Annotated in this window: 19 protein-coding genes and 1 tRNA gene; 12 read left to right on the forward strand and 8 right to left on the reverse strand. The window is 69.2% G+C overall.

What is annotated here, in order from left to right:
- Positions 1-95: 95 nt before the first annotated feature.
- From AORI_RS41505 to AORI_RS41530, 6 genes are all read right to left on the reverse strand, one after another.
- Complete coding sequence (locus AORI_RS41505; protein WP_016330564.1) at positions 96-1,865, reverse strand: glycosyltransferase family protein; 1,770 nt, start codon at positions 1,863-1,865, stop codon at positions 96-98.
- On the reverse strand, positions 1,862-2,401 hold the full coding sequence (locus AORI_RS41510) for a hypothetical protein (RefSeq protein ID WP_228688278.1): 540 nt from the start codon (positions 2,399-2,401) through the stop codon (positions 1,862-1,864). The genes AORI_RS41505 and AORI_RS41510 overlap by 4 nt, the downstream gene beginning before the upstream one ends.
- Positions 2,394-4,295, reverse strand: coding sequence for a glycosyltransferase family 4 protein (locus AORI_RS41515; protein WP_016330566.1), 1,902 nt, complete (start codon positions 4,293-4,295; stop codon positions 2,394-2,396). Before AORI_RS41515 ends, AORI_RS41510 begins: the two co-directional genes overlap by 8 nt.
- Positions 4,292-5,635 carry a hypothetical protein gene (locus AORI_RS41520; protein WP_016330567.1) on the reverse strand — a complete coding sequence of 448 codons (1,344 nt, stop codon included), beginning with the start codon at positions 5,633-5,635 and terminating at the stop codon, positions 4,292-4,294. The genes AORI_RS41515 and AORI_RS41520 overlap by 4 nt, the downstream gene beginning before the upstream one ends.
- Positions 5,636-5,638: 3 nt before the next feature.
- The gene (locus AORI_RS41525) at positions 5,639-6,961 is read right to left on the reverse strand and encodes a flagellar basal body-associated FliL family protein (protein ID WP_016330568.1); all 1,323 of its coding nucleotides are present in this window, start codon (positions 6,959-6,961) and stop codon (positions 5,639-5,641) included.
- Between the two features lie 144 nt (positions 6,962-7,105).
- Positions 7,106-8,230: a hypothetical protein gene (locus tag AORI_RS41530; protein ID WP_016330569.1), complete on the reverse strand. Its 1,125-nt coding sequence runs from the start codon at positions 8,228-8,230 to the stop codon at positions 7,106-7,108.
- Between the two features lie 192 nt (positions 8,231-8,422).
- Here AORI_RS41530 and AORI_RS41535 point away from each other — a divergent pair, with 192 nt between their 5' ends.
- The 9 genes from AORI_RS41535 to AORI_RS41575 all read left to right on the forward strand — a co-directional run bounded on the left by AORI_RS41535 (position 8,423) and on the right by AORI_RS41575 (position 14,105).
- Positions 8,423-8,764, forward strand: a complete 342-nt coding sequence (locus AORI_RS41535; protein ID WP_016330570.1) for a type II toxin-antitoxin system RelE/ParE family toxin — start codon at positions 8,423-8,425, stop codon at positions 8,762-8,764.
- Positions 8,765-8,781: 17 nt separating this feature from the next.
- Positions 8,782-9,081, forward strand: coding sequence for a helix-turn-helix domain-containing protein (locus tag AORI_RS41540; RefSeq protein WP_016330571.1), 300 nt, complete (start codon positions 8,782-8,784; stop codon positions 9,079-9,081).
- Between the two features lie 69 nt (positions 9,082-9,150).
- Positions 9,151-9,657, forward strand: a complete 507-nt coding sequence (locus tag AORI_RS41545; RefSeq protein WP_016330572.1) for a hypothetical protein — start codon at positions 9,151-9,153, stop codon at positions 9,655-9,657.
- A 75-nt stretch (positions 9,658-9,732) separates the two neighbouring features.
- On the forward strand, positions 9,733-10,341 hold the full coding sequence (locus tag AORI_RS41550) for a hypothetical protein (protein ID WP_007030508.1): 609 nt from the start codon (positions 9,733-9,735) through the stop codon (positions 10,339-10,341).
- Positions 10,342-10,528: 187 nt separating this feature from the next.
- Positions 10,529-11,068 (forward strand): DUF2716 domain-containing protein, encoded by a 540-nt coding sequence (locus tag AORI_RS41555; protein ID WP_016330573.1) that lies wholly within the window; start codon positions 10,529-10,531, stop codon positions 11,066-11,068.
- A 38-nt stretch (positions 11,069-11,106) separates the two neighbouring features.
- A complete protein-coding gene (locus tag AORI_RS41560) occupies positions 11,107-11,508 on the forward strand; it encodes an immunity 7 family protein (protein ID WP_016330574.1) in 402 nt (133 codons plus the stop codon).
- A 55-nt stretch (positions 11,509-11,563) separates the two neighbouring features.
- Positions 11,564-11,971 (forward strand): hypothetical protein, encoded by a 408-nt coding sequence (locus AORI_RS41565; RefSeq protein ID WP_200870949.1) that lies wholly within the window; start codon positions 11,564-11,566, stop codon positions 11,969-11,971.
- 66 nt (positions 11,972-12,037) lie between these two features.
- A complete protein-coding gene (locus AORI_RS41570; protein ID WP_016330576.1) occupies positions 12,038-12,331 on the forward strand; it encodes a YiaA/YiaB family inner membrane protein in 294 nt (97 codons plus the stop codon).
- Positions 12,332-12,362: 31 nt separating this feature from the next.
- Positions 12,363-14,105 carry an ArnT family glycosyltransferase gene (locus tag AORI_RS41575; RefSeq protein ID WP_228688279.1) on the forward strand — a complete coding sequence of 581 codons (1,743 nt, stop codon included), beginning with the start codon at positions 12,363-12,365 and terminating at the stop codon, positions 14,103-14,105.
- A gap of 249 nt (positions 14,106-14,354) precedes the next feature.
- On the opposite strand, the gene AORI_RS41580 is transcribed toward AORI_RS41575, so the two are convergent.
- Positions 14,355-14,427: transfer RNA gene (locus tag AORI_RS41580), tRNA-Gly, on the reverse strand.
- Positions 14,428-14,624: 197 nt separating this feature from the next.
- On the opposite strand from AORI_RS41580, the gene AORI_RS41585 reads away from it, so the two are divergent.
- The 3 genes from AORI_RS41585 to AORI_RS41595 all read left to right on the forward strand — a co-directional run bounded on the left by AORI_RS41585 (position 14,625) and on the right by AORI_RS41595 (position 17,608).
- Positions 14,625-16,166 (forward strand): sigma-70 family RNA polymerase sigma factor, encoded by a 1,542-nt coding sequence (locus AORI_RS41585; RefSeq protein ID WP_016330578.1) that lies wholly within the window; start codon positions 14,625-14,627, stop codon positions 16,164-16,166.
- A 105-nt stretch (positions 16,167-16,271) separates the two neighbouring features.
- Positions 16,272-16,712, forward strand: a complete 441-nt coding sequence (locus AORI_RS41590) for a hypothetical protein (RefSeq protein WP_005161585.1) — start codon at positions 16,272-16,274, stop codon at positions 16,710-16,712.
- A 32-nt stretch (positions 16,713-16,744) separates the two neighbouring features.
- Positions 16,745-17,608 (forward strand): Fpg/Nei family DNA glycosylase, encoded by an 864-nt coding sequence (locus AORI_RS41595; RefSeq protein ID WP_016330579.1) that lies wholly within the window; start codon positions 16,745-16,747, stop codon positions 17,606-17,608.
- Here AORI_RS41595 and AORI_RS41600 read toward each other — a convergent pair whose 3' ends face one another.
- Positions 17,609-18,724, reverse strand: coding sequence for a serine hydrolase domain-containing protein (locus AORI_RS41600; RefSeq protein ID WP_016330580.1), 1,116 nt, complete (start codon positions 18,722-18,724; stop codon positions 17,609-17,611). It abuts the gene before it with no gap.
- Between the last annotated feature and the right edge of the window lie 33 nt (positions 18,725-18,757).

Below are 18,757 nucleotides of genomic sequence, written 5' to 3' on the forward strand. Positions count from 1 at the left end.
CTTTCGGACCAACGCCACGCCCACTACCCGTGCAATGAAAGGTCCTTTCCTCGCAAAATTTGCAAGGAAAGGACCTTTCATTGCACGCGAGTGACCTACAGAGCGCTTCCGACGGCCGCCCACACCCGATGCGGATCGAGATCCATCGGCCGCGAATCCGGATCCGGCCGCAGCCGCCGCAGCAGCACCTGCTGCACCAGCGTCGTCGGCCGGGCCGCCGCGGCCACCCGCCGCCAGAACAGGTGATCCTCCAGGCCCTCGAACAGCACCTCGGTGTTCCACCCGCCGAACTCGTCGACCAGCGACCGCCGCACCAGATAGCCGCTGCCCAGATACGGCAGCGTCCGCAGCCGCCGCTCCTCCGGCGGCAGGGCGCCGACCAGGCCGTCCACCGGGTCCGCGACCGGGCAGTGCACGACGTCGGCATCCTCCGAAACGGCCAGCAGCCGCTCCAGCAGGAACTCCGAAGCCCGCATCCCGCCGTCGAGCACCAGCAGCCACGACGCCGTCGAGCGCTCCAGCAGCGAGTTCCGGGTGAGCCCGCGGCCGAGCGGGGTGTCGTGCAGCAGCACGTCGTACGGGCGCGGCCGCGGCCACGGGTGCACGCCGTCCTCGCCGACCAGCACCTTCCGCGGGGTCACGCTGCCCGTGAGCAGGTCGTTCGCGAGATCGTCCGGGTCGACCTCGCCGGTGCGGCGCACGATCAGCACGTCGACGTCGGCGGTGCCCGCCAGTGAAGCCGCCGCCGGCTCCCAGCTTCGCGTGGCGACTCGCCGGGCCCCGGCCGCGCGCTGCGCGATCCGTGCCGACAACGCCGTGCCGCGTGCCGAGGCCGGTCCGGCGGCGGACCGGTCGCCCGCGAACCGCGCGTCGAACGACGGGGTGTCGATCGCCAGCGCGTCCTCCGGGTTCCGCAGGCTCGTCGCCAGCGCCCGCGCCGGGGCGATGTCCGCGGCGGGCGCCGAACCCAGCGAGGACGCCAGCTCGATCAGCCGCCGCGCGGACGCCGTCATGTCCAGCGACTTCACGAAGCCGTAGGCGGCCGAACGCAGATGCCGTTCCCGTTCCGGCTCGTCGGCGAGCGCGGCGACGACCGAGCCCAGCGCCTCCGGCCGCGCGAGGACCAGATGCTCGCCGGGGACCAGCGGTTCGACGTCGACGGAGGTCTCGCTGACCACCACGCAGCCGTTGGTCATCGCTTCGAGCGTGCGTACCCACTCCAGGGTCTGCTTCCGCTCACGGTGCAGGTTCAGCAGGAACCGCGACCGCGCGAGGTGCTCGAACTTCGCCTTGCCCGGCAGGAAATCGACGCGGGCGGCGGTCATCGGCTCGTGCGGCGGGGTCAGCAGCCGCGTCCGCAGGCCGGCGAGGTCCCGCGCGTACGAGCCGAGCAGCACCGAACGGCGCTGTTCGGCCGTGCCGAGGTAGGTGACGTCGAGGTCGCGCGGGCTGTCGAGGTCTCCGCCCCACAGATCCCACAGCGGGCTGTAGCCGAGCTGGAAATGCTCGACGGTGATCCCGCGCCGCCGCAGTTCGGCGGTCGAATCGGTGTTGATGTCGACGGCGCCGCCCAGGATGGACAGCAGTTCGGCGTTGCGCTCGAAGGTCGCCGTCCCGGGGTGCTCCACGCAGAACCCGATGGTGCGGCGGCATTGCGCCGCGGTCGGGAAGTCGGCGTCCGGGACGGTCACGAAGTACTCGTGGGGGACCACGACGTACACCGTGTCGCCGTCGGCCTCGGGGTAGGTGCCGATCGCGGTCCTGGCCTTGCCGCCCGCCGTGCGCACGGCGTCGGCGACCACCTCCAGGAGCTCCTCCATGAAGGCGGAACCGCCCTCGGCGGAGACGAAGCAGAGTTCGGTCACGGCCGGTCCATCTTCTTCCGCACGACACGCAGCGGAGCGGTGACCCGCCAGCTGACGGTGCGGCGCGTGGCGTCGAGTTCCCTGGCCATCTCGGCGGCGAGCCGTTCGGCGTTGAGCAGCCGCTGCCGGTCGGCCGACGGTTCGCCGCCGGGCAGGACGTCCGAGTCGACGACGCCGGCCGACACCACGAGCTCGGCGTCGAGCAGCGCGAGCCGCAGCTTGTCCCGCTCCTCGCGGCAGGTCTTCAGCTCCGCGCGCAGCGAGTCACGCTGTTGGTGGGCGAGCAGGACCTCGGCCTCCAGCGCCTGAAGACGCGCCTTGGCGACGTCGAGCTCTTCCTGCTGCGAGGCGAGCCTCTGGTTCACGGCGGTGGACTCGCCTTCGTCCGGCGCGGCGGCGGTGGCCTCGCGCAGTTCGTGCTCGGTTTCGGCCAGCTTCGCCTTCAGCCGGTCCTGCTCGGCGGTGAAGACCTGCCGCTCGGCCCGGAGCCGGGTCAGCTCGGCCTGGACACGGCCGGGAATGTCGGTGTCAGACATGAACGCCCCCACTCAGTTCGGTCAGGATTTCGGAGTACTCGCGCGCGTAGCCGGCCGGGTCGAGCCACGGCAGCAGCTTCTCGTGCGCGGCCTTGGCCATCTCGCGGCGGCGCGTGGCCGACGTGCCCAGCGCGCGCAGCAACGCAGCGGTCAGCGCGTCGACGTCGTTGGTCTCGAACAGCCAGCCCGTCTCGCCGTCGACGATCATCTCCCGCGCGCCGAACACGTCGGTAGCCGCGACCGGGACGCCACAGCAGACGGCTTCGAGGATCGAGCGCGGTAGCGACTCGATGTCGGAGCTGTTCACGAAGATGTCGGCGGCCTGGAGCCAGCGCAGCGGATCCGGCTGGATCGGCACCAGGCTGACGGATTTCTCCAGTCCCGCGCGTTTGACCGACTCCTCCATCGCCAGCCCGTACGGCGACGGGTGCAGGCCGACGATGGACAGCTTCGCCTCGGGGTGGATCTTGTGGATCCGCTCCATCGCCGAGATCAGCGGCGCCTGCCCCTTGCGGGATTCCGCGATGCCGATGTTCACGAGCACGATGTCGTCCGGCGAGTAGCCGAGCATGTTGCGTGCCTGCTGCCGCGTCTCCGACCGCGTCCTGCCGCCGAACTTGTGCATCGGCGTGCCGTAGCGGACGGTGCGGCAGCGCTCCGGCTTGCTGTACGGCAGGAACATCTCGCGCGTGGCGTCCGCGACGAACAGCAGCTTGTCGACCTCGGCGAGGGTGCTTTCCCAGCGCTGCCAGACCGCGGCGGGCGGCTTCACCGGGCCCCAGTTCTGGTAGGCGAACGCGGGCAGCGAGAAGCTCTCGTGGATGACCCACGCCGTCGGCATCCCGGCGCGCTTCGCCGCGTCGGCGCCGACGAAGCCGCCGAGAGTGTTGACGAGCGCGACGCCCGCTCCGGAGCACTTCGCGAAGCGCGCCAGCTCGGCGACGTGTCCTTCGTACGCAGGCACCGTCTGGTTCCGGTAGTGCGTCGTGACGTGCACGGGGATGCCGAGTTCGTGGCAGTCCGCACGCAGCGGGCCGTCGGTTTCGCTGACCAGGCTGACCTGCCAGCCGTGGTCGGTCACCATCCGGCTCAGCAGTTCCTGCAGCCACAGCTGCCCGCCGCCGACGCCGAGGCTGTGCGTGAACACCAGCACGTGCTTCGGGTCGGTCGGGATGTTCACCCGCGCCATCGCCCGGGCGGTGTCGCCCGCCAGCTCGTCGGCGAGTTCGGCGTCGTCCAGGTCCGCGACAGGGTTGCGAAGCGTGAAGGTGCGCTTCGCCGACACGACCTCGCCGACGCCCTCGGTGCGGTACCGGACGCGAAGCGACAGCGTCCGCTCTTCGCCGTACGGGAGGTCGATGGGCACCCAGGCCTCGAAACCGCTCACAGCGGCGTCGTCGAAGCCGGGGAACTCCTTGGGCACGTCCTTGCGCGGCAGCCGGGTGCGCGCGCTGACCGTGCCGCCGCCCTCGACCATGACCTCGATCAGGCTGGGTGCCCGCCCCTGCAGCAAAGCCCAGCCCGTCACGTAGACGACATGTCCTTCGGAGACTTTGCCCTGCTTCGGCGCTTCGAGCTCACCCAGCCACAGCGGTTCTTCACCCGGCAGCGTTCCGACGTGGACGGTCGCCTGGTTCAGCACGCGCTCATCCGGACCGGTGACGACGACGTCCTGGACACCCGCGGGCACGAAGGTGGCGGGGACCGCTCGCCAGCCGAAGGTGCCTTCGGGTGCGCCTGGGCACGGCTCGGGGAACAGGTTCGCCTCGACGTCCGCGATGGTCACGGACATCTCGCCGATCCGGCTGATCCCGGTCGTCCAGCCCCGGAGTTCGAACAGGTGCCCGACCGGCCGGTCCGGCGTCAGAATGCCGGCGGTATGCAGGCTCGTCATCGCTTCGCTACCTCGTCTTCGTTCGCCGCCACACCGGCGCCGACCTTGGGTGAACGGTACTCGTGGACGGTTCGCGCCAGGCGCTTTCGCCAAATCCCGGCGATCGCCGCGCGTACTTCGTCCGTGCCGTGCGCGGTGCCGCACGAGCCGATCGTGGAGAAGGCCACTTCGCGCTCCAGCGCACCGTCCACAAAGGAAGGATGGAGGCCGATCAGCACACCGAGCCAGCCCGCCAGGTCGCGCATCGAGCCGTCGCCCGCCGCCGCGGACCAGCCCGCGTCGGTCAGCTTGTCGGCCAGCACCAGCACCCCGCGCTCGATCACTTCGGACACCCCGGCGCCCGCGTGCCGCCATTCGAGGTCGATCGGGCGCAGCACCGGGCCGTCGACGAGGACGTTGTGCGGCAGCAGATCCCACAGCGCCTCGACCCCGCGATCGGCCTCCGCGCGGACGAGATCCCGCCAGCCGGTGAGCAGTTCCGCGACCCGCTCCGGCTCGTCGAGCAGGACTTCGACCATCGTCGGGGCGTCGTACACCTTGTCCGTGCACGGCCCGACCGAGATCCCGGCCACCGGCGGCGACGGCACCAGCGGCACACGGCGGACTTCGGCACCTTCGCCGGTGCGCACGACGTCGGCACGAGTGCACGCGAACGCGGCGCGCTCGGCGGTGTTGAAGTAGGTCGCGAGCCGGAACGCGGGCCAGAGCGCGGCGGCGCCGGGGCCGCAGAGCAGGGCGAGGCCGTTCGCGGGGCCGCCGGTGATCGCCGCGGACAGCCGGGGCAGTTCGGTGTCGATCCGCTCGCTCCGGACCGCGCGAGCGACCTCGTGCCCGGGGGAGCAGAGCAACTCACGCTGGACTTCGAGGCCCGCCGCCGTGAGCGTCCCGGCGACACCGCGGGAAGACGTCAGCACCACGACGGCGCCCATCGGAGCCAACCGCTCGCGAACCGACTCCAGCAAGCCCCGCGTCGCGTACGGCTGCTGGATCACGGCGAGGTCGTAACCGGTGGAGGGCGGCCGGTCGTGCACCGAGACCGTGTCGAGGTCACGGGTGCGGAACCGCACCGCGGCGGCGCGGACCGGGTCGGCCTCGACGGCGTGCACCGTCGCCGAGACCTCACCCAGATACCTGGTCAGACCCCCGAAACCGGCGCCGACCTCCAGCACCTTCGCGGCCTTCGGCAGCACGAGCGCCCGGAGGACGTTCGCGGCGCCGTGGTCGAGCGGGACACGCTCGGCGGCGTCCCAGCCGGCGAAGTGCAGCTCGTCGGACAGGGAACCGGTGTCCTCGGCCAGGGAGAGCAGGGTGGTGAGCAGCCGTGCCGTCTCCGAGGTCATCTTTCAGCTGGTGACGGAGTAGTTTTCCAGCGTCTTCTTCACCGCACGCTGGTACGTGCCGCTCAACGCCTTCTCGCCCTCTTCCCCGCCGAGCGGGTTCTGCAGGATGTCGACGCGGACGATGTTGTTGCCGCTGATCCACGTGCCGCGGTAGGTGCCCTTGTCGCCGTCGATCTTCTTCTGGAAGTTCAGCTTCGGCGGCATGCCCGGCAGCGGCTCGGTGATCTGCACGAACCCGTTGCTCGTCTGGTACTGGCGCAGCTGCTTGACCAGGTCACCGGCGGCACCGGGGCTGGTCAGCGGGATGACCGTGATCGAGATCTTCGCCGGCTGCGGGCCGGTCTCGTCCGGCTGCTTCTGCGAGCCGCGGTACGCGACCTGCTTCACGCCGGCGGCGATGACCAGATCCGCCTCGCCCTTCTCCAGCCCGGCGATCTCGGCGAGCTGGGCCGCGGGGATCGCGCCGCTCTTCGAGTCCTCTTCACCGGACTGCTCCGGGATCTTCTCGAACAGCAGCTCTTCGGGCGTCTTCGGCTTGGTCGACGACGGCGGGGGAGCCTGCGGCTGGGGCGACTGCGGCGCGGCCGTCGGGTCCGGCGGGGTGTCACCGCCGCCGGAGAAGGCGAAGTAGCCGCCGACACCCAGACCGGCGAGGACCAGGACGGCGACGATCGCGATGATCGCGATCTTGCCGCCCTTGCCCTTGGGCTTGTCCTCGAACAGCTCGGGGCCCTGCTTGACCCATTCCGTGCTGCCGACCGGCGAGATCGGCGGGAAGTCCGAGCCACCCCACGGCGGGCTGGCGTCGTTGTCGGTCCAGCCCTGCTGCTGCGGCGGCTGTTGCTGCTGGTAGCCCTGGTGCTGCTGCGGGAAGCCGCCCGCGGGCGAGGCCTGGCCCTGCTGAGGGAAGCCACCGGCCGGTGATGCCTGACCCTGCTGCGGGAAACCGCCCGGCGGCGACGCCACCGGCGGCACGACCTGGGTGCGGTTCGGATCCGCCTGCTGTTGCTGCCAGTTCGGCACGACCTGGGTGCGCTCGCCCTCGCCGCCCTGCGGCTGGTTCACCGGCGCGATGATCTGCGTCGAGTCGGCGCTGGGCTGGCCGGGCTGCTGCTGCGGCGCCTGCTGCTGTTGCGGAGCGGGCGGCTGCTGGAACGGCTGCTGCGGCTGCTGGCCGGGCTGCTGGACCTGTTGCTGGGCGGGGTCGCCGTATGCGACGGCCGACGACAGCACCTGGTCACGGCGGAGCCGGTAATCGTCCGCGGAGAGCCGTCCAGATGCGAGCTCTTCGTCCAGATTGCGCAGCTCTTCCTGCCAGGACACCACCGGCCCCCTTATCCGAATTTCCGGCGGGAGGAATGCTCCCGGCCGTCGCGATACCACCACTGCGGTGACCTCGCACATTCTGCACTGCCCGGAGTCGATGCGCCCTCGCGGGTCGAATCGTGATCTCCCCGCGACCTGCGCTTCTCAGCCCGCCGGCAGAACGGTGTCCAACGAGGTCAGCGTCTGCTCCAGGCGGGTGTCGAGCGCCTGCGGGTCGCCGCCGAGCGGCTGCGAGACCCAGGTCGTCACGGCCATCGTCCCGGAGACGTACCCGATGCCGCTGAGCTGGCCGTTCTTGTTCGCGCCGACCAGGGCGAGCCGATCGCCGACGCGCTGCTCGCGCAGCCCGGCGTTGATCGAGTTCTCCCGGAAGTACTTCACGATCGCGGCGGCGTCCTTCGCGTCGTTGGCCGGGATCACCAGGACGAGGTAACTGTTCGTCCCCTCGTTCGACCCCTTGTAGGTGACAGACGCGACATTCTTCGACGTGAGGTAGTCGCCCGCGGCCTTCGAGTAGAAGTTGAGCTCCACGCCCTTCGCGACCGACATCGTCGAGTTGTCCTTCGACGGTGTCCCCGGCAGTGCGGGCAGCCGGTCTTCCAGCGGAGTCTGGGCACTGTCGGGCCGGCCTGAGGGAGTGAGGTCGCCTGGCGGCTGGGCCACGCTCGGCTGCTCGGCGACGTTCGAGGGCTGCGACGAGCCCAGCCACAGCGTCCCGCCGATGATCAACGCCAGCACGACCAGCACGCCGGCACCGATGAACAGCCAGGTCGGCTTGCGTTTTCCGACGACCGCGTAGTCCTCTGTGGGCGCGTAGTGGCGCGGGCTGGGCTCGGGAGCCAGCGGCGGAAGCGGCCGGCTCGGCACCGGGGCCGACGGCCTGCCCTTGACCGGCGGCGGCTCGGCGCGCAGATAGACCGTCGGATTGATGTCGGCGGGCGAAGGCGCGGTGGTCTTGTGGTCCGCGATCCGCGGGATGGCGGCCTTCTTCTCGGGTTCCTCGACGGCCGGCGGCGGCGTGTACACCGGCTGGGTCTGCTGGTACGGCTGCTGGACCGTGACCGTGGGCGGCTCGACCGGGCGCGCGGCGGGGTTGGTGCTGTGCCACGTCCCGCCGGGACGCCGCAGCGGCGAGGGCACCGGCGACGGCATCGTCCCGCCGGAGGCCTCCGCCAAAAGCTCGTCGCGCTTCCTGCGGTGTTCGGCGTGCCCGATGCGACCCGAGGCCAGCTCGACGTCCAGCTGTCGAAGCTCGTCTTGCCAGCTCATTTAGCCCCCTGCCGCCGGGTGTGGGCAGCCAGTCTTGCATGCACCCTTATGGGTGGTTGATGTGGTCTTTCCTCATTCTTGCGTCCACTCACGACCTGGTCCAGCACTGATCTCCGAGTGCGCTCGCGGCCTTGCCGGATCGCAAACGGATCGCCCAAAAGTGGACCTACCTGGCTTTATAGCATCAAAGCTATGACTTGGGGTACCGTGGAATTGGAGCCGGAGGTTCGTGACTGGCTGGAGAGTTTGTCCACGGCACACTTCGCGACAGTGGCCTTCTACGTGGATCTGCTCGCGGAGCAGGGCCCGTTGCTTGGCGAGCCGTACACGCGACAGCTCGACGGCAAGTTGCGGGAGTTGCGGTTTCATCTGGACGGAGAAGCCGTGCGGATCACGTACTGGATCGCGTCCGGCCGGCGGATCGTGTTGCTGACCGAGTTCCGGAAAACGCGCATGCGTGAAGAACGTGAGGTACGACGGGCGCGGAGGGCGATGTGGCGATGCGTCGCCCGGGAGCACACGGCCGATGAGTGAGGAAAGGAGTGAGATCGATGGCTGAGCGGAACGACTGGCGGAGGCTTCGCGAGCGGCGGATGACGGAGCCCGGCGCCGCTGACGCGTACGAGGCCGCAAAGTTGGCCTATGTCCTGGGTAAGACGGTGCGTGAAATGCGTGAGGGACGTGGCTGGTCCCAGGCGGCACTCGCCACCAAGGCGGGGATGACGCAGTCCGCCGTCGCGCGGTTCGAGGCGGGCGGAACGGTTCCGACCATTCCGGTGCTGGAGCGACTGGCGCATGCGCTTCAAGCTGATCTCGATATTCGAATCACTCCGCGGCTCTCCGCGGTGTGACCCTCTTTCGGCTGGTCAGGTGCCGTTGACTGCTCCCGGCGGTACCGTGGCGGACGTGGGAAGCATCAGGTGACGGAGATCGACGCGTGTCGTGGCGCGTTGCGCGAGCTGGCCATCGGCAGGCTCGCCGGACGTGACGTCCGCACCTCCCACCTGGTCGAGGCCGGTCTGGACGCGATCGTCGCCGGACTCGACACCCCGTCCCTCGCCTTGCTGGCCGGGCTCGAATCCGCCGCCGAAACCGCCGTCGACAAGGCGTTCGACCAGGTCGTCGACGAACTGGGCCTCGAACTGCCCGCCGATCCGACGGCCGCCCGCTGGCTGCTGATCCACGGCTGGCTCACCGCGATGGTCCAAGGGCGGCTCTCGCCCGCGGCCGGTGGCGCCCTCGTCAGCGAGGTCGGCGAGCTGCTCGGGTCGCCCCAGGCGTTGCGTGGGATCACGCGCTGGTCGGCGATGCTCGAACACTGGATCCCGACCGACCTCACGCCGAGGGACGTCTGCGAGGTGCCGATCCTCGAGGAGTCGGCGGAGCTGCTCGAAGGACCTTGGCCTCCTTCGCCGCGTCACCCGTAAAGCCCCGTTTTCTGTCGTACATGTGTTCTAAAATGGTCGTTGTACAGCAGGAACAGCGGCGAAAGGCAGACACGGATGGCCTACATCACCCTGCCCACGTTCGTGGGGTACAGCACGAGCTCGGGTCCTTCGCGTTCCTCGTTCGTCCGGCGCTGGCGCCGTCAGTACGAGGACCCGGCCCGGGGCGGGTTCAACTTCTACCTCCGCGCCGCGAACGCGATCCGTGCCGGACGGATCTCCGGGCGGGATCGCGAGGTGCTGCGGGCACTGGTCGAGAACGCGGACGAGCGCACGCGGCCGCACTACACCGAGATCGCCAACGGCTGGCTGCGCTACGTCGGGCGGCGTGACCTGCGGCTGGCCGAGGTCGGCCGGTCACGATGGCGGCTCGGCTCGCTCGAAGTGGGCATCAATCCGCATCTCGGCCTGCGCAAGGGCGACGGCCCCGTCTACGTGACCTGGCTCTACTTCAAGGAGGAGCCGTTGAGCCGGGACGCGGCGCAGATGGTGCTGTGGCTGCTCGAACAGACCATGGACGAGCTGCGCCCTGGTGGACGTCCGCTGGTCGTCGACGTCCGGCGTTCGAAGGAGTTCGCGTTGTCGCCGCGTGATCGCGACAAGGTGCGGCCATGGGTGCGGAGTGAGGCCTCGGCCTTCATGAGTCTTTGGGAGGCGGCCGCGTGATCGATCGACGGCGAGCCCGCGTTCGGTGGGCTCGCCGTTCACACACTGTCATTCTCACGGTTCCGGCGGCGGCGCAAGACACCTGATCAGGTGACAGTTTCACGGAGAATGCCCACGAGCTGGACAACTTGGTCCCCGAACACGAAGCTTTCCCAGTCTTAATCGGCCGAACCACCGAGGGTCGCTCGTGAACAACGCTTGGGAAGCCATCTCCAGGGTCGCAGATGAGCCCGCCTGGTACTGGGTCTACGACAAGCTCGCGTTCTGGCCGAGCACCTACGCGCACGCCTGGCCGGGTTTCCGCGAACCCGCCCCGTCCGTCGCGTGGGATCTCGCGCCCGGCGGCCTCGACCGCGCGTCGGCCGAATTCCGGGTCGGCCCGTACGCCGTCGAGCAGAACGACGTCGCCCGCGTCGCCCTCTCGGCGCTGAAGGACTGCGTCGCCGAGGACGAGTGGGTCTGGGTCCTGCACTGGCAGCACCAGTCGTACCGCTTCTACCCCCACCGGCACGCCGCGCTCGACCCGTGGCCGGTCCCGGTGTTCCCGCGCACGGATTACCACATGTTCCTGGCGAACGACTTCCGCTTCGGCACGCTCGGGCACCCCTGGGAGCGGACCCTGTGCGTCTACGGCGAGAAGCTCGTGCCCGCCTTCGAAAAGCACGGCGAACAGGTTTTCAAGAACGCACTGCGGCGCAACGGTTCGCCGGCCGCGATGGCGGGCTGACCACCGTCCGGCGGGCGGACCTGCCTAAACTCAGGCGGGTGTTCGAATACCACGGGTGGGTGACCATCCAAGCGAGCCCTTCCGGTGACGACGACGCCGCGCTGCTCGAGCGCATCGTCGAGCGGGTGCACCGCGCCGTCCGCGACTTCGACGACGGCGACCTGCTCGACCTCCGCTGGACGGCCGGGGTGCCGGTGCTGCACCTGGGCGGCATGGACAAACACGGCACGGCGATCGCGCCCGAGCTGGTGGACCTGTTCACCCGCGTCGGCGACCTCGCACCCGGCTCCTACGGTCTCCTGCACGTCTGGGACGACCAGGATCCCGAGCACGACAACGAATTCAAGGTGTACCGGATGGCCCGCGGCCTGGTCACCGAACGCGGCGACGAGCACCTGTCCCCGGTCGCGCCGACCGTGATGGACGGCTACGAGATCTGAGCCGTTGACCGACGTCAGTTCTTATGGGAGTCATCCGGAATACCTTCCGGACTTCATGAACGACCAGCAGGTGATGAAGCTGGATCTCGCCGAGAACAGCGCGCTGGCGGCAGCGACACTGAGCAGTTTTCCGGCTGCTACCGGCGACGTGATCGATTTCGAGTCCGTTCCATTCGAAGATCGCCTTTGGTGGGACGATGGGGAGCACTGGACGAGGATGGCGGCGGAGCTGCTCTCTTCGTATGCACAGCCGAGTGGGCGGATCGCTGTCATCTGGGGCAACTATCTGATGCCGACCGTGACCATTCCGGTGGATGTCGCGGTGCGACATGCGCAGGAAATTCTCGACGCTGGGCCGCACTTCTGGATCTACCCGCTTGGCGGTTCGGTTCTCATCGAATGCCTGATGGACGGACAAGTGACGGTCGTGACGATTCCGCCAAACCGAAGTCACGCGGTCTGAATCGCAACCCTTCTTTGAGTAGCCGTACTCAAGACACCGGGAGTCGTCGGCGCGACCGTGGTACGCATGACGAAAACCTCCGCAGCGCCGCCCACCACCGTCGCGTTCTTCGTCCAGGCCGCCCTCTCGTTCGGCTTGGCGTTGCTCGCGGTCGTCATAGGCATCTGGTACCTGCCGGTCGACGGCTGGGTTCGCGGCTTCCTCGCCCTCGGCATGCTGTTCCTGACCACTTCGGCGTTCACCCTCGCCAAGTGCATCCGTGACCGGCAGGACGAGAACACCGTCGTCAGCAGAGTCGACCAGGCCCGCGTCGACAAGCTCCTGTCCGAGCACGACCCCTTCAAAACGCCCGCGATCTAGCCGCGCCGAGGCCACGGCTAGATTCTCGGGCATGCTCTTGACCAGGGGGATTCGCCGCATCCAGGTGAACACATGGGTCCTGCTCGGCGTGGCGATCGCCTGGTTGCTCGTCAACTTCCGATGGATCGTCCTGTATCGCGACGGTCAGGTGTTCGACATCGACGAGGCCGGCTACTTCGGCATGGCGTTGAACAATCACGGCGCGGCGCTCCGGGACGGTGCCGTCGGCTGGATCGAAGCCGTCGAGTCCTCGGGTATCCAAGCGCCGCTGCTGCCCGCGCTGACTTCGCTGCACTTCTTCGCGACCGGGACCGGGACGGTGGCCGCCTTCCTCGTCCCGCTGGTGGCCGGGGTGGCGTTGATCCTGCTCACGCACGCCGTGGCGAACAGGGTGGCGGGCCGCCCGTTCGCCTGGATCGCCACGGCACTGATCGCCACCGCGCCCGGCGTGCTCTTCGAGGCCCGCGCCTATCATTTCGCGCTGCCCGCGGCGGTCATGACCACGGCCGCCGTCTACTGCCTGATCCGTTCCGAAGGGCTGTCGAAACTGCGGTTCGTCGTGCTCTTCGGGGTCTTCGTCGGGCTGATGCCGCTGTCGAGGACGATGGCCATCGCCTTCGTACCGGCATTGGTGCTGGCCGCGTTGATCCAGGCGGCGGTGCCGCAGGACCGGATGAAGCGGCTGAAGCACTTCACTCTCGCGGTGCTCGTGGCCGCCGGCGTCGCGGCGATCTGGCTGGTGCCCAACGGTGCCCGGGTCTTCGAGTACCTGACCGGCTTCGGCTACGGGAAGCAGTCGGTGGAGTTCGGCCAGGAAGCGGGGGTGTTCAACCCGGCGGCCTGGGTAGCGCGGCTACGGCTGCTGATCTCCGACCACGGGCTACCGCTCGCGCTGTTGCTGTGTGCCGGGCTTGTCGCCGCGGTCGTCGGGGCGATCGTCAAGATCCGGACCGGTCCGGCGAAGGACGTCCTCCGCTCGATGGTGGCATCGGCGCTGTTTCCGTCGGCGTTCCTTGTCGCGGAAGGCGGGCTAGCGGTGCTGACGTCCAAGAACACGGGTACCGCCTTCTTCCTCCCGTTGATCCCGTCCATGGTGATCCTGGCGCTCTGGGGGTTGTACCGGGCACACCGATCGCTTCGGCGGGCCTTGCCGTTCGCGGTCGCGGTGGTGGGGCTGCTGGGGCTGGTGCCGATGGTGGATCTGCGCCTGCCGACCGCTCGGCCGTGGGAAATGGATCTGCCGGTGCTGGGCTCGTCCAAGGTCACCGATGGGCGCGGCGTTCCGCAGGTCTACGTCGACCCGGGTGGTCAGGTCGTCGAGCCGCTGAGTGCGGAGACGGCGCGGGAGTGGCGGGCCGCGTCGGAATGGGCTGTCGGCCAGGTGGAAGAGCAGCACGCGCTGGGCGGGGCGACCGCGTTCGGGTTCCGTGACCGGCTCTTCAACACCAACACCGTGCAGCTGGAGATGCTGCGGAAGTTCGGCTACGGCGTGGCGTTGCCGCAGGTCGATCCGACCGCGAACGGGAACACCGGGCCGGACTATCTGCGCTGGCTGACCTCTTATGCGGGCAGTCTCGGCGGGGACGCGAGCAAGACGTGCCTGCTGTTCACCGCGACGGGAACGGTGGACGAGTACGAACCGAAGGTGGATCCGCCGTCCATGGCTTCCACCGCGAAGGCCGCGGGCTTCACGCCGGTCACGACACGGCCCCTACCGAACGGTCGGCTGGTGACCTTGTGGAAGCGCCCGCAGCCCACTTGCGTGCCCTCCTGAAGCACGAAGGGCGCACCGGTTTCCCGGTGCGCCCTCGTCCCACATATGCACAAATCCGAATTACTACAGTCGTGTGACCCCGCTCACCGAACCTGTAGCACTTAGTAACCGAAAAGACCAACGCGCCCCACACCCGACTCGCCAACGCGAGTTACCAGGAACGTGGGGGTCCGGGGGCTCGGGCCCCCGGGAATTATGGTGAGCAAGCCATGGTCCAGGCGTTCCCTGGACACACTGCGCCCACTTGCGAGCGGATGACGGGATTCGAACCCGCGACCCTCACCTTGGCAAGGTGATGCGCTACCAGCTGCGCTACATCCGCATGTCTTGCTCTGCTCCGGCACTCGTTTGAAGCAGTGGGACAACCATACACCGACCGTCTGTAGCGGTTTGCACCCACCCCTACAGGTGCTTCGGCGTCACACCTGGCGTACAAGGGGTGACGACGGCTGCATACCTCCGTATGGTGTCCCCATTCGACCGAATGGTGAGTCCTTCGGGGAGGAGGTGCCTGGCCGGATGACCGAGCAGGGCACGGTGCCGCTTCAGGCGGCCTCGGAATCCGACGAGCAGGCATTGCTCCAGCGTCTCCGTGACGGGGAGGACGCTGCCTTCGGGGAGCTTTTCGAACTTCACGCAGCCGCCGTGCGGCGGTTGGCCCGCAGTCTGGCCGCCGATCGGTCGGAGGCGGAGGACATCACCGCCGAGACCTTCTTCCGGGTGCTTCAGGCGTTGCGCCGGGGCGCCGGGCCGCGTGACTACGTCCGCGCTTATCTGCTGACGGTGGCTCGCCGCGTCTCGTGGGAGTGGCACGGCGCGCGTCGTGACGTGCCGGTGAGCGACGACGAGCTGACCTTCCGGGCCGGGGCGGGTGCGGACACGCATGCCCGCACGGCCGAACATTCGCTGATCACGACCGCTTTCACGAGTTTGCCGGAGCGCTGGCGTTCGGTCTTGTGGCAGACCGAGGTCGAAGGCGAGCAGCCGTCGATGGTCGCGCCGCATTTCGGGTTGAGCGCGAACGCGACGGCGGCGCTGGCCCGCCGGGCCCGGCAGGGGCTGCGGGCGGCGTATCTGCAGGCGCATCTGTCGGTGAACCGCGGACCCGATTCGTGCCGTGCGGTGGTGGAGAAGCTGGGCGGGTTCACCGCGGGCAGCGTGACCGGGGCCGAGGCCCGCCGGATCAAGACCCATCTGATCGCCTGCCAATCTTGCCGGGCGACTCACGACGAGCTGCGTGACGTCTGCTCCTCGCTGCGGGCGCACGCCGGTGTGGTGGCGTTGCTGGTGCCGGCCGCCGCCGGGGCGCACGCGAGCGGGGCGCTGTCCGGGCTCGCCGCGTCGGTCAAGGGACTTCTGCTCGGGTCGAAGGTGAAGGTCGGCCTGGCGGTGGCGTCGACGGCCGCCGCCGGTGCGGTCGGGATCGTCGCCGGGCCGGCCGTGTTCGGCACCGACGTCACCCATACGGTGGGCCTGTCCGGGGGTGGGCTGCCGGAGCTGGCGCTGCTGCCCGCGCAGGTCGCGCCGCCCGCCCATGCGCAGCCGGTGGAGCTCCCGCCGCAGCGGATCGCGCAGGACCAGCTGCAAGGCAAGGGTGCCCAGCCCGCCGTCACCGGACGAGGCCCCGGCGCCGAGCTCGGGGCGTCCGACATGCCGAGCCTGCCGAGCGTGGGCACGCCGCGGAAGGAGTTCGGCGGCGGAGACGTCGTACCTCCGCCGGACGAGCAGAATCCGACGCAGGAGGAGACCTCGCCGCGCAACGAGGTCCCGGATCCGGGCACGGGCTCCAACCAGACCACCTCGAAGCGGGACGACATCCCGCCGCCCGAGGAATCGTTCACGCCCACCGAGGAGTCGCTGAGCCCGACCACGACGACTTCGCGGGACTCGACCGAGCAGTCGACCACGCCGGACTCGACGACTTACCCGGAAGGGTCTTCTTCGACGGAGACCGGGACCCCCGAAAGCGCGACCGGCGACACCTCGGCGGACGAGCCGAGCCCGGTGAAACCGACTTCCCACTATCCGGAACCGGGTGTCGACTACCCGACGTGCCCATAACGCCCGAGCGGGCATATCGCCTTCGAACTCTCGCGAATCCGGCTCCCGTCACGGTACGGTGGAGCTCGCTCACGACGAGCGAGCGGCCGCGCGGGAGGCGACTGAATGAACCGGCTGGTGCACGGCGAGGACGGCCGTGACTGGGTGGTCCGAGCCCAGATGGAATGGCGTGCTCCCGCGACAGCGGACGATTTCGAGCACGATGTGGCGGGCAGCTACGGCCCGGGTATCGCGATGATCGCCGTGACGGCGCTGCTCGCGATCGTGCTCATCATGTGGACCCCGGCCGACGTCATGATCCCGTCGTGGGTTCCGCTGGCGCTCTTGCTGATCGCGCTGTTCTTCCCGCTGCGGTGGATCCTGCGCCGTCCGTGGACCGTGGTCGCCGAGACCGAGGGCGATCTCGCGGGCGACCGGCCGTCGGAGCGCTGGGTGGGCACCATCCGCGGCATGTTCACCGTGCGCGGCGAGGTCTCGAAGATCACCAAGACCATCCAGAAGCACTCCCTGCCGGATTTCGACGGCCCGTTGCACCCGGTGGAGTAGTCGCCGCGCCCTGAACGCGCGAGACTGGGGCCATGCCCGAGTTACCCGAGGTCGAAGCGCTCGCTCACCACCTGCGTGAACACGCGGTGGGCAAGACGGTCTTCCGTGTCGACGTGTCGTCCCTCAGCGTGCTGAAGACGGCGACACCGCCGTGGACCGAGCTGCACGGCCGCGAGGTCACCGGGGCGGGCCGGTTCGGCAAACATCTGGATCTCGTCGCCGGCGATCTCCATCTGGTCGTCCACCTGGCGAGGGCGGGCTGGCTGCGCTGGTCCGACGCGTTGTCGCCGACGCCGCTCAAACCCGGCAAGGGGCCGATCTCGCTGCGCGTCCACCTCGACGCGGCCGCCGGGCCGGGCTTCGACCTCACGGAGGCCGGGACGAAGAAGGGCCTGGCGGTCTGGATCGTGCGCGATCCGGAGAAGGAGGTCGCGAGCATCGCGCGGCTCGGGCCGGACGCGCTTTCGCTCGACCGCACGCAGCTCGAGAAGTTGTTCACCGGGCGCACCGAACGGTTGAAGACGGCGCTGACCGATCAGTCGCTGATCGCCGGGATCGGCAACGCCTACTCCGACGAGATCATGCACATGGCGAAGCTTTCCCCTTACGCCACAACCGGAAAGCTGTCCGAGGCGGCGCTCGACGGGCTTTCGGAGGCGATCCGCGAGGTGCTGACCAGCGCCGTGACGCGTTCGGTCGGCCAGTCCGCGGCCCGGCTCAAGGGCGAGAAGCGGTCCGGGCTGCGGGTGCACGCGCGCACGGGGCTGCCGTGTCCGGTCTGCGGCGACACGATCCGCGAGATCTCGTTCGCGGACAAGTCGTTCCAGTACTGCCCGACCTGCCAGACCGGCGGGAAACCCCTCGCGGACCGGCGGATGTCGCGCCTGCTGAAGTGATCAGCAGAGGGCGGCCATCACCGCGTCCATCGTCGGTTTCGGCACTCGCTGCCCGCCGTGCACGTCCGCGGCGAGGTCGTACACGTTCAGCGCGAGGACCAGCTGTTTCGAGCCGTCCTCGGTGCTCATCGAGACGCTGTGGAACCCCGGCCCCGCGCCGGTGTTGCCCCAAACCGTTTTCATGCCACCGCTGCAAGGCAGGTTGAGCGTCTCGATGCCGCCGCCGTACGCCCCGAACTCGCTGTACGGCACCAGTCGCTTGAGTTCGGCCTGTTGCGCGGGTGCCAGAAGCCGTCCCGCCAGCAACGCGCGATGGAACCGCGCGAGGTCTTCGACGGTCGACACCATCGCGCCCGCGGTCCAGTCGTACGACGGGCTGAACACGGTCATGTCCTGCCCGCCCATGTCGTACCCGTGCAGATGCGGACCTCGCAGGAACGGCGACCACAGCGGGAAATACGTCCGGCCGAGTTCGAGCGGATCGAGGATCCGCCGCCGGATCTCCTCGCGGACGTCGTTGCGGGTGACCTTCTCGATCACCTTGCCCAGCAACAGATATCCGGTGTTCGAGTAGCCAACGCCACTGCCCGGGGAGAACGAGGGACGATCGACGAGAGACCGCCGGATCACCTCCGACGGCGTGATGACGTGCGCCCGGTTCCCCTGGACGAGGTACGGGTCGAAGAAGTGCGGATCCAGCGGGTCGTGCACGCCGGACGTGTGGTTCAGCAGCATGCGCGGCGTGATCTTTTCCGGTTCGTAGCCCGGTCCTCGGACGACACCGGGCAGCCGTCGCTCGATCGGATCGTCGAGTGACAGCTTCCCTTCGCCCGCCAGCTGCAGGACCACGGTGGCGACGAACGCCTTGGTGTTGCTGGCGATGCGGAACCGGTGGTGCGGCCCCGCGGCTTCGCGCGTGACCTGGTTCGCGTATCCGGCGCCGAAGCGCGAGACCGCCTCACCGTTCCTGACCTGGGCGACCGCTCCCGGAAATCCCCCTTCGCCGACCAGAGCGCCGACAGCCGCGCGCACCGGGTCATCGGCCGCGGCCGCCGTCCCGCTCCCCAGCAGGACCCCCGCCAGCACCCCTGCCGCGAGTTTCCCCGGTACGCGCATTGTGTTCCTCCCCCGGAAGCGATTGCCTGCGCA

Origin of the sequence: Amycolatopsis keratiniphila (assembly GCF_000400635.2) — a bacterium.
Taxonomy (GTDB): Bacteria; Actinomycetota; Actinomycetes; order Mycobacteriales; family Pseudonocardiaceae; genus Amycolatopsis; species Amycolatopsis keratiniphila.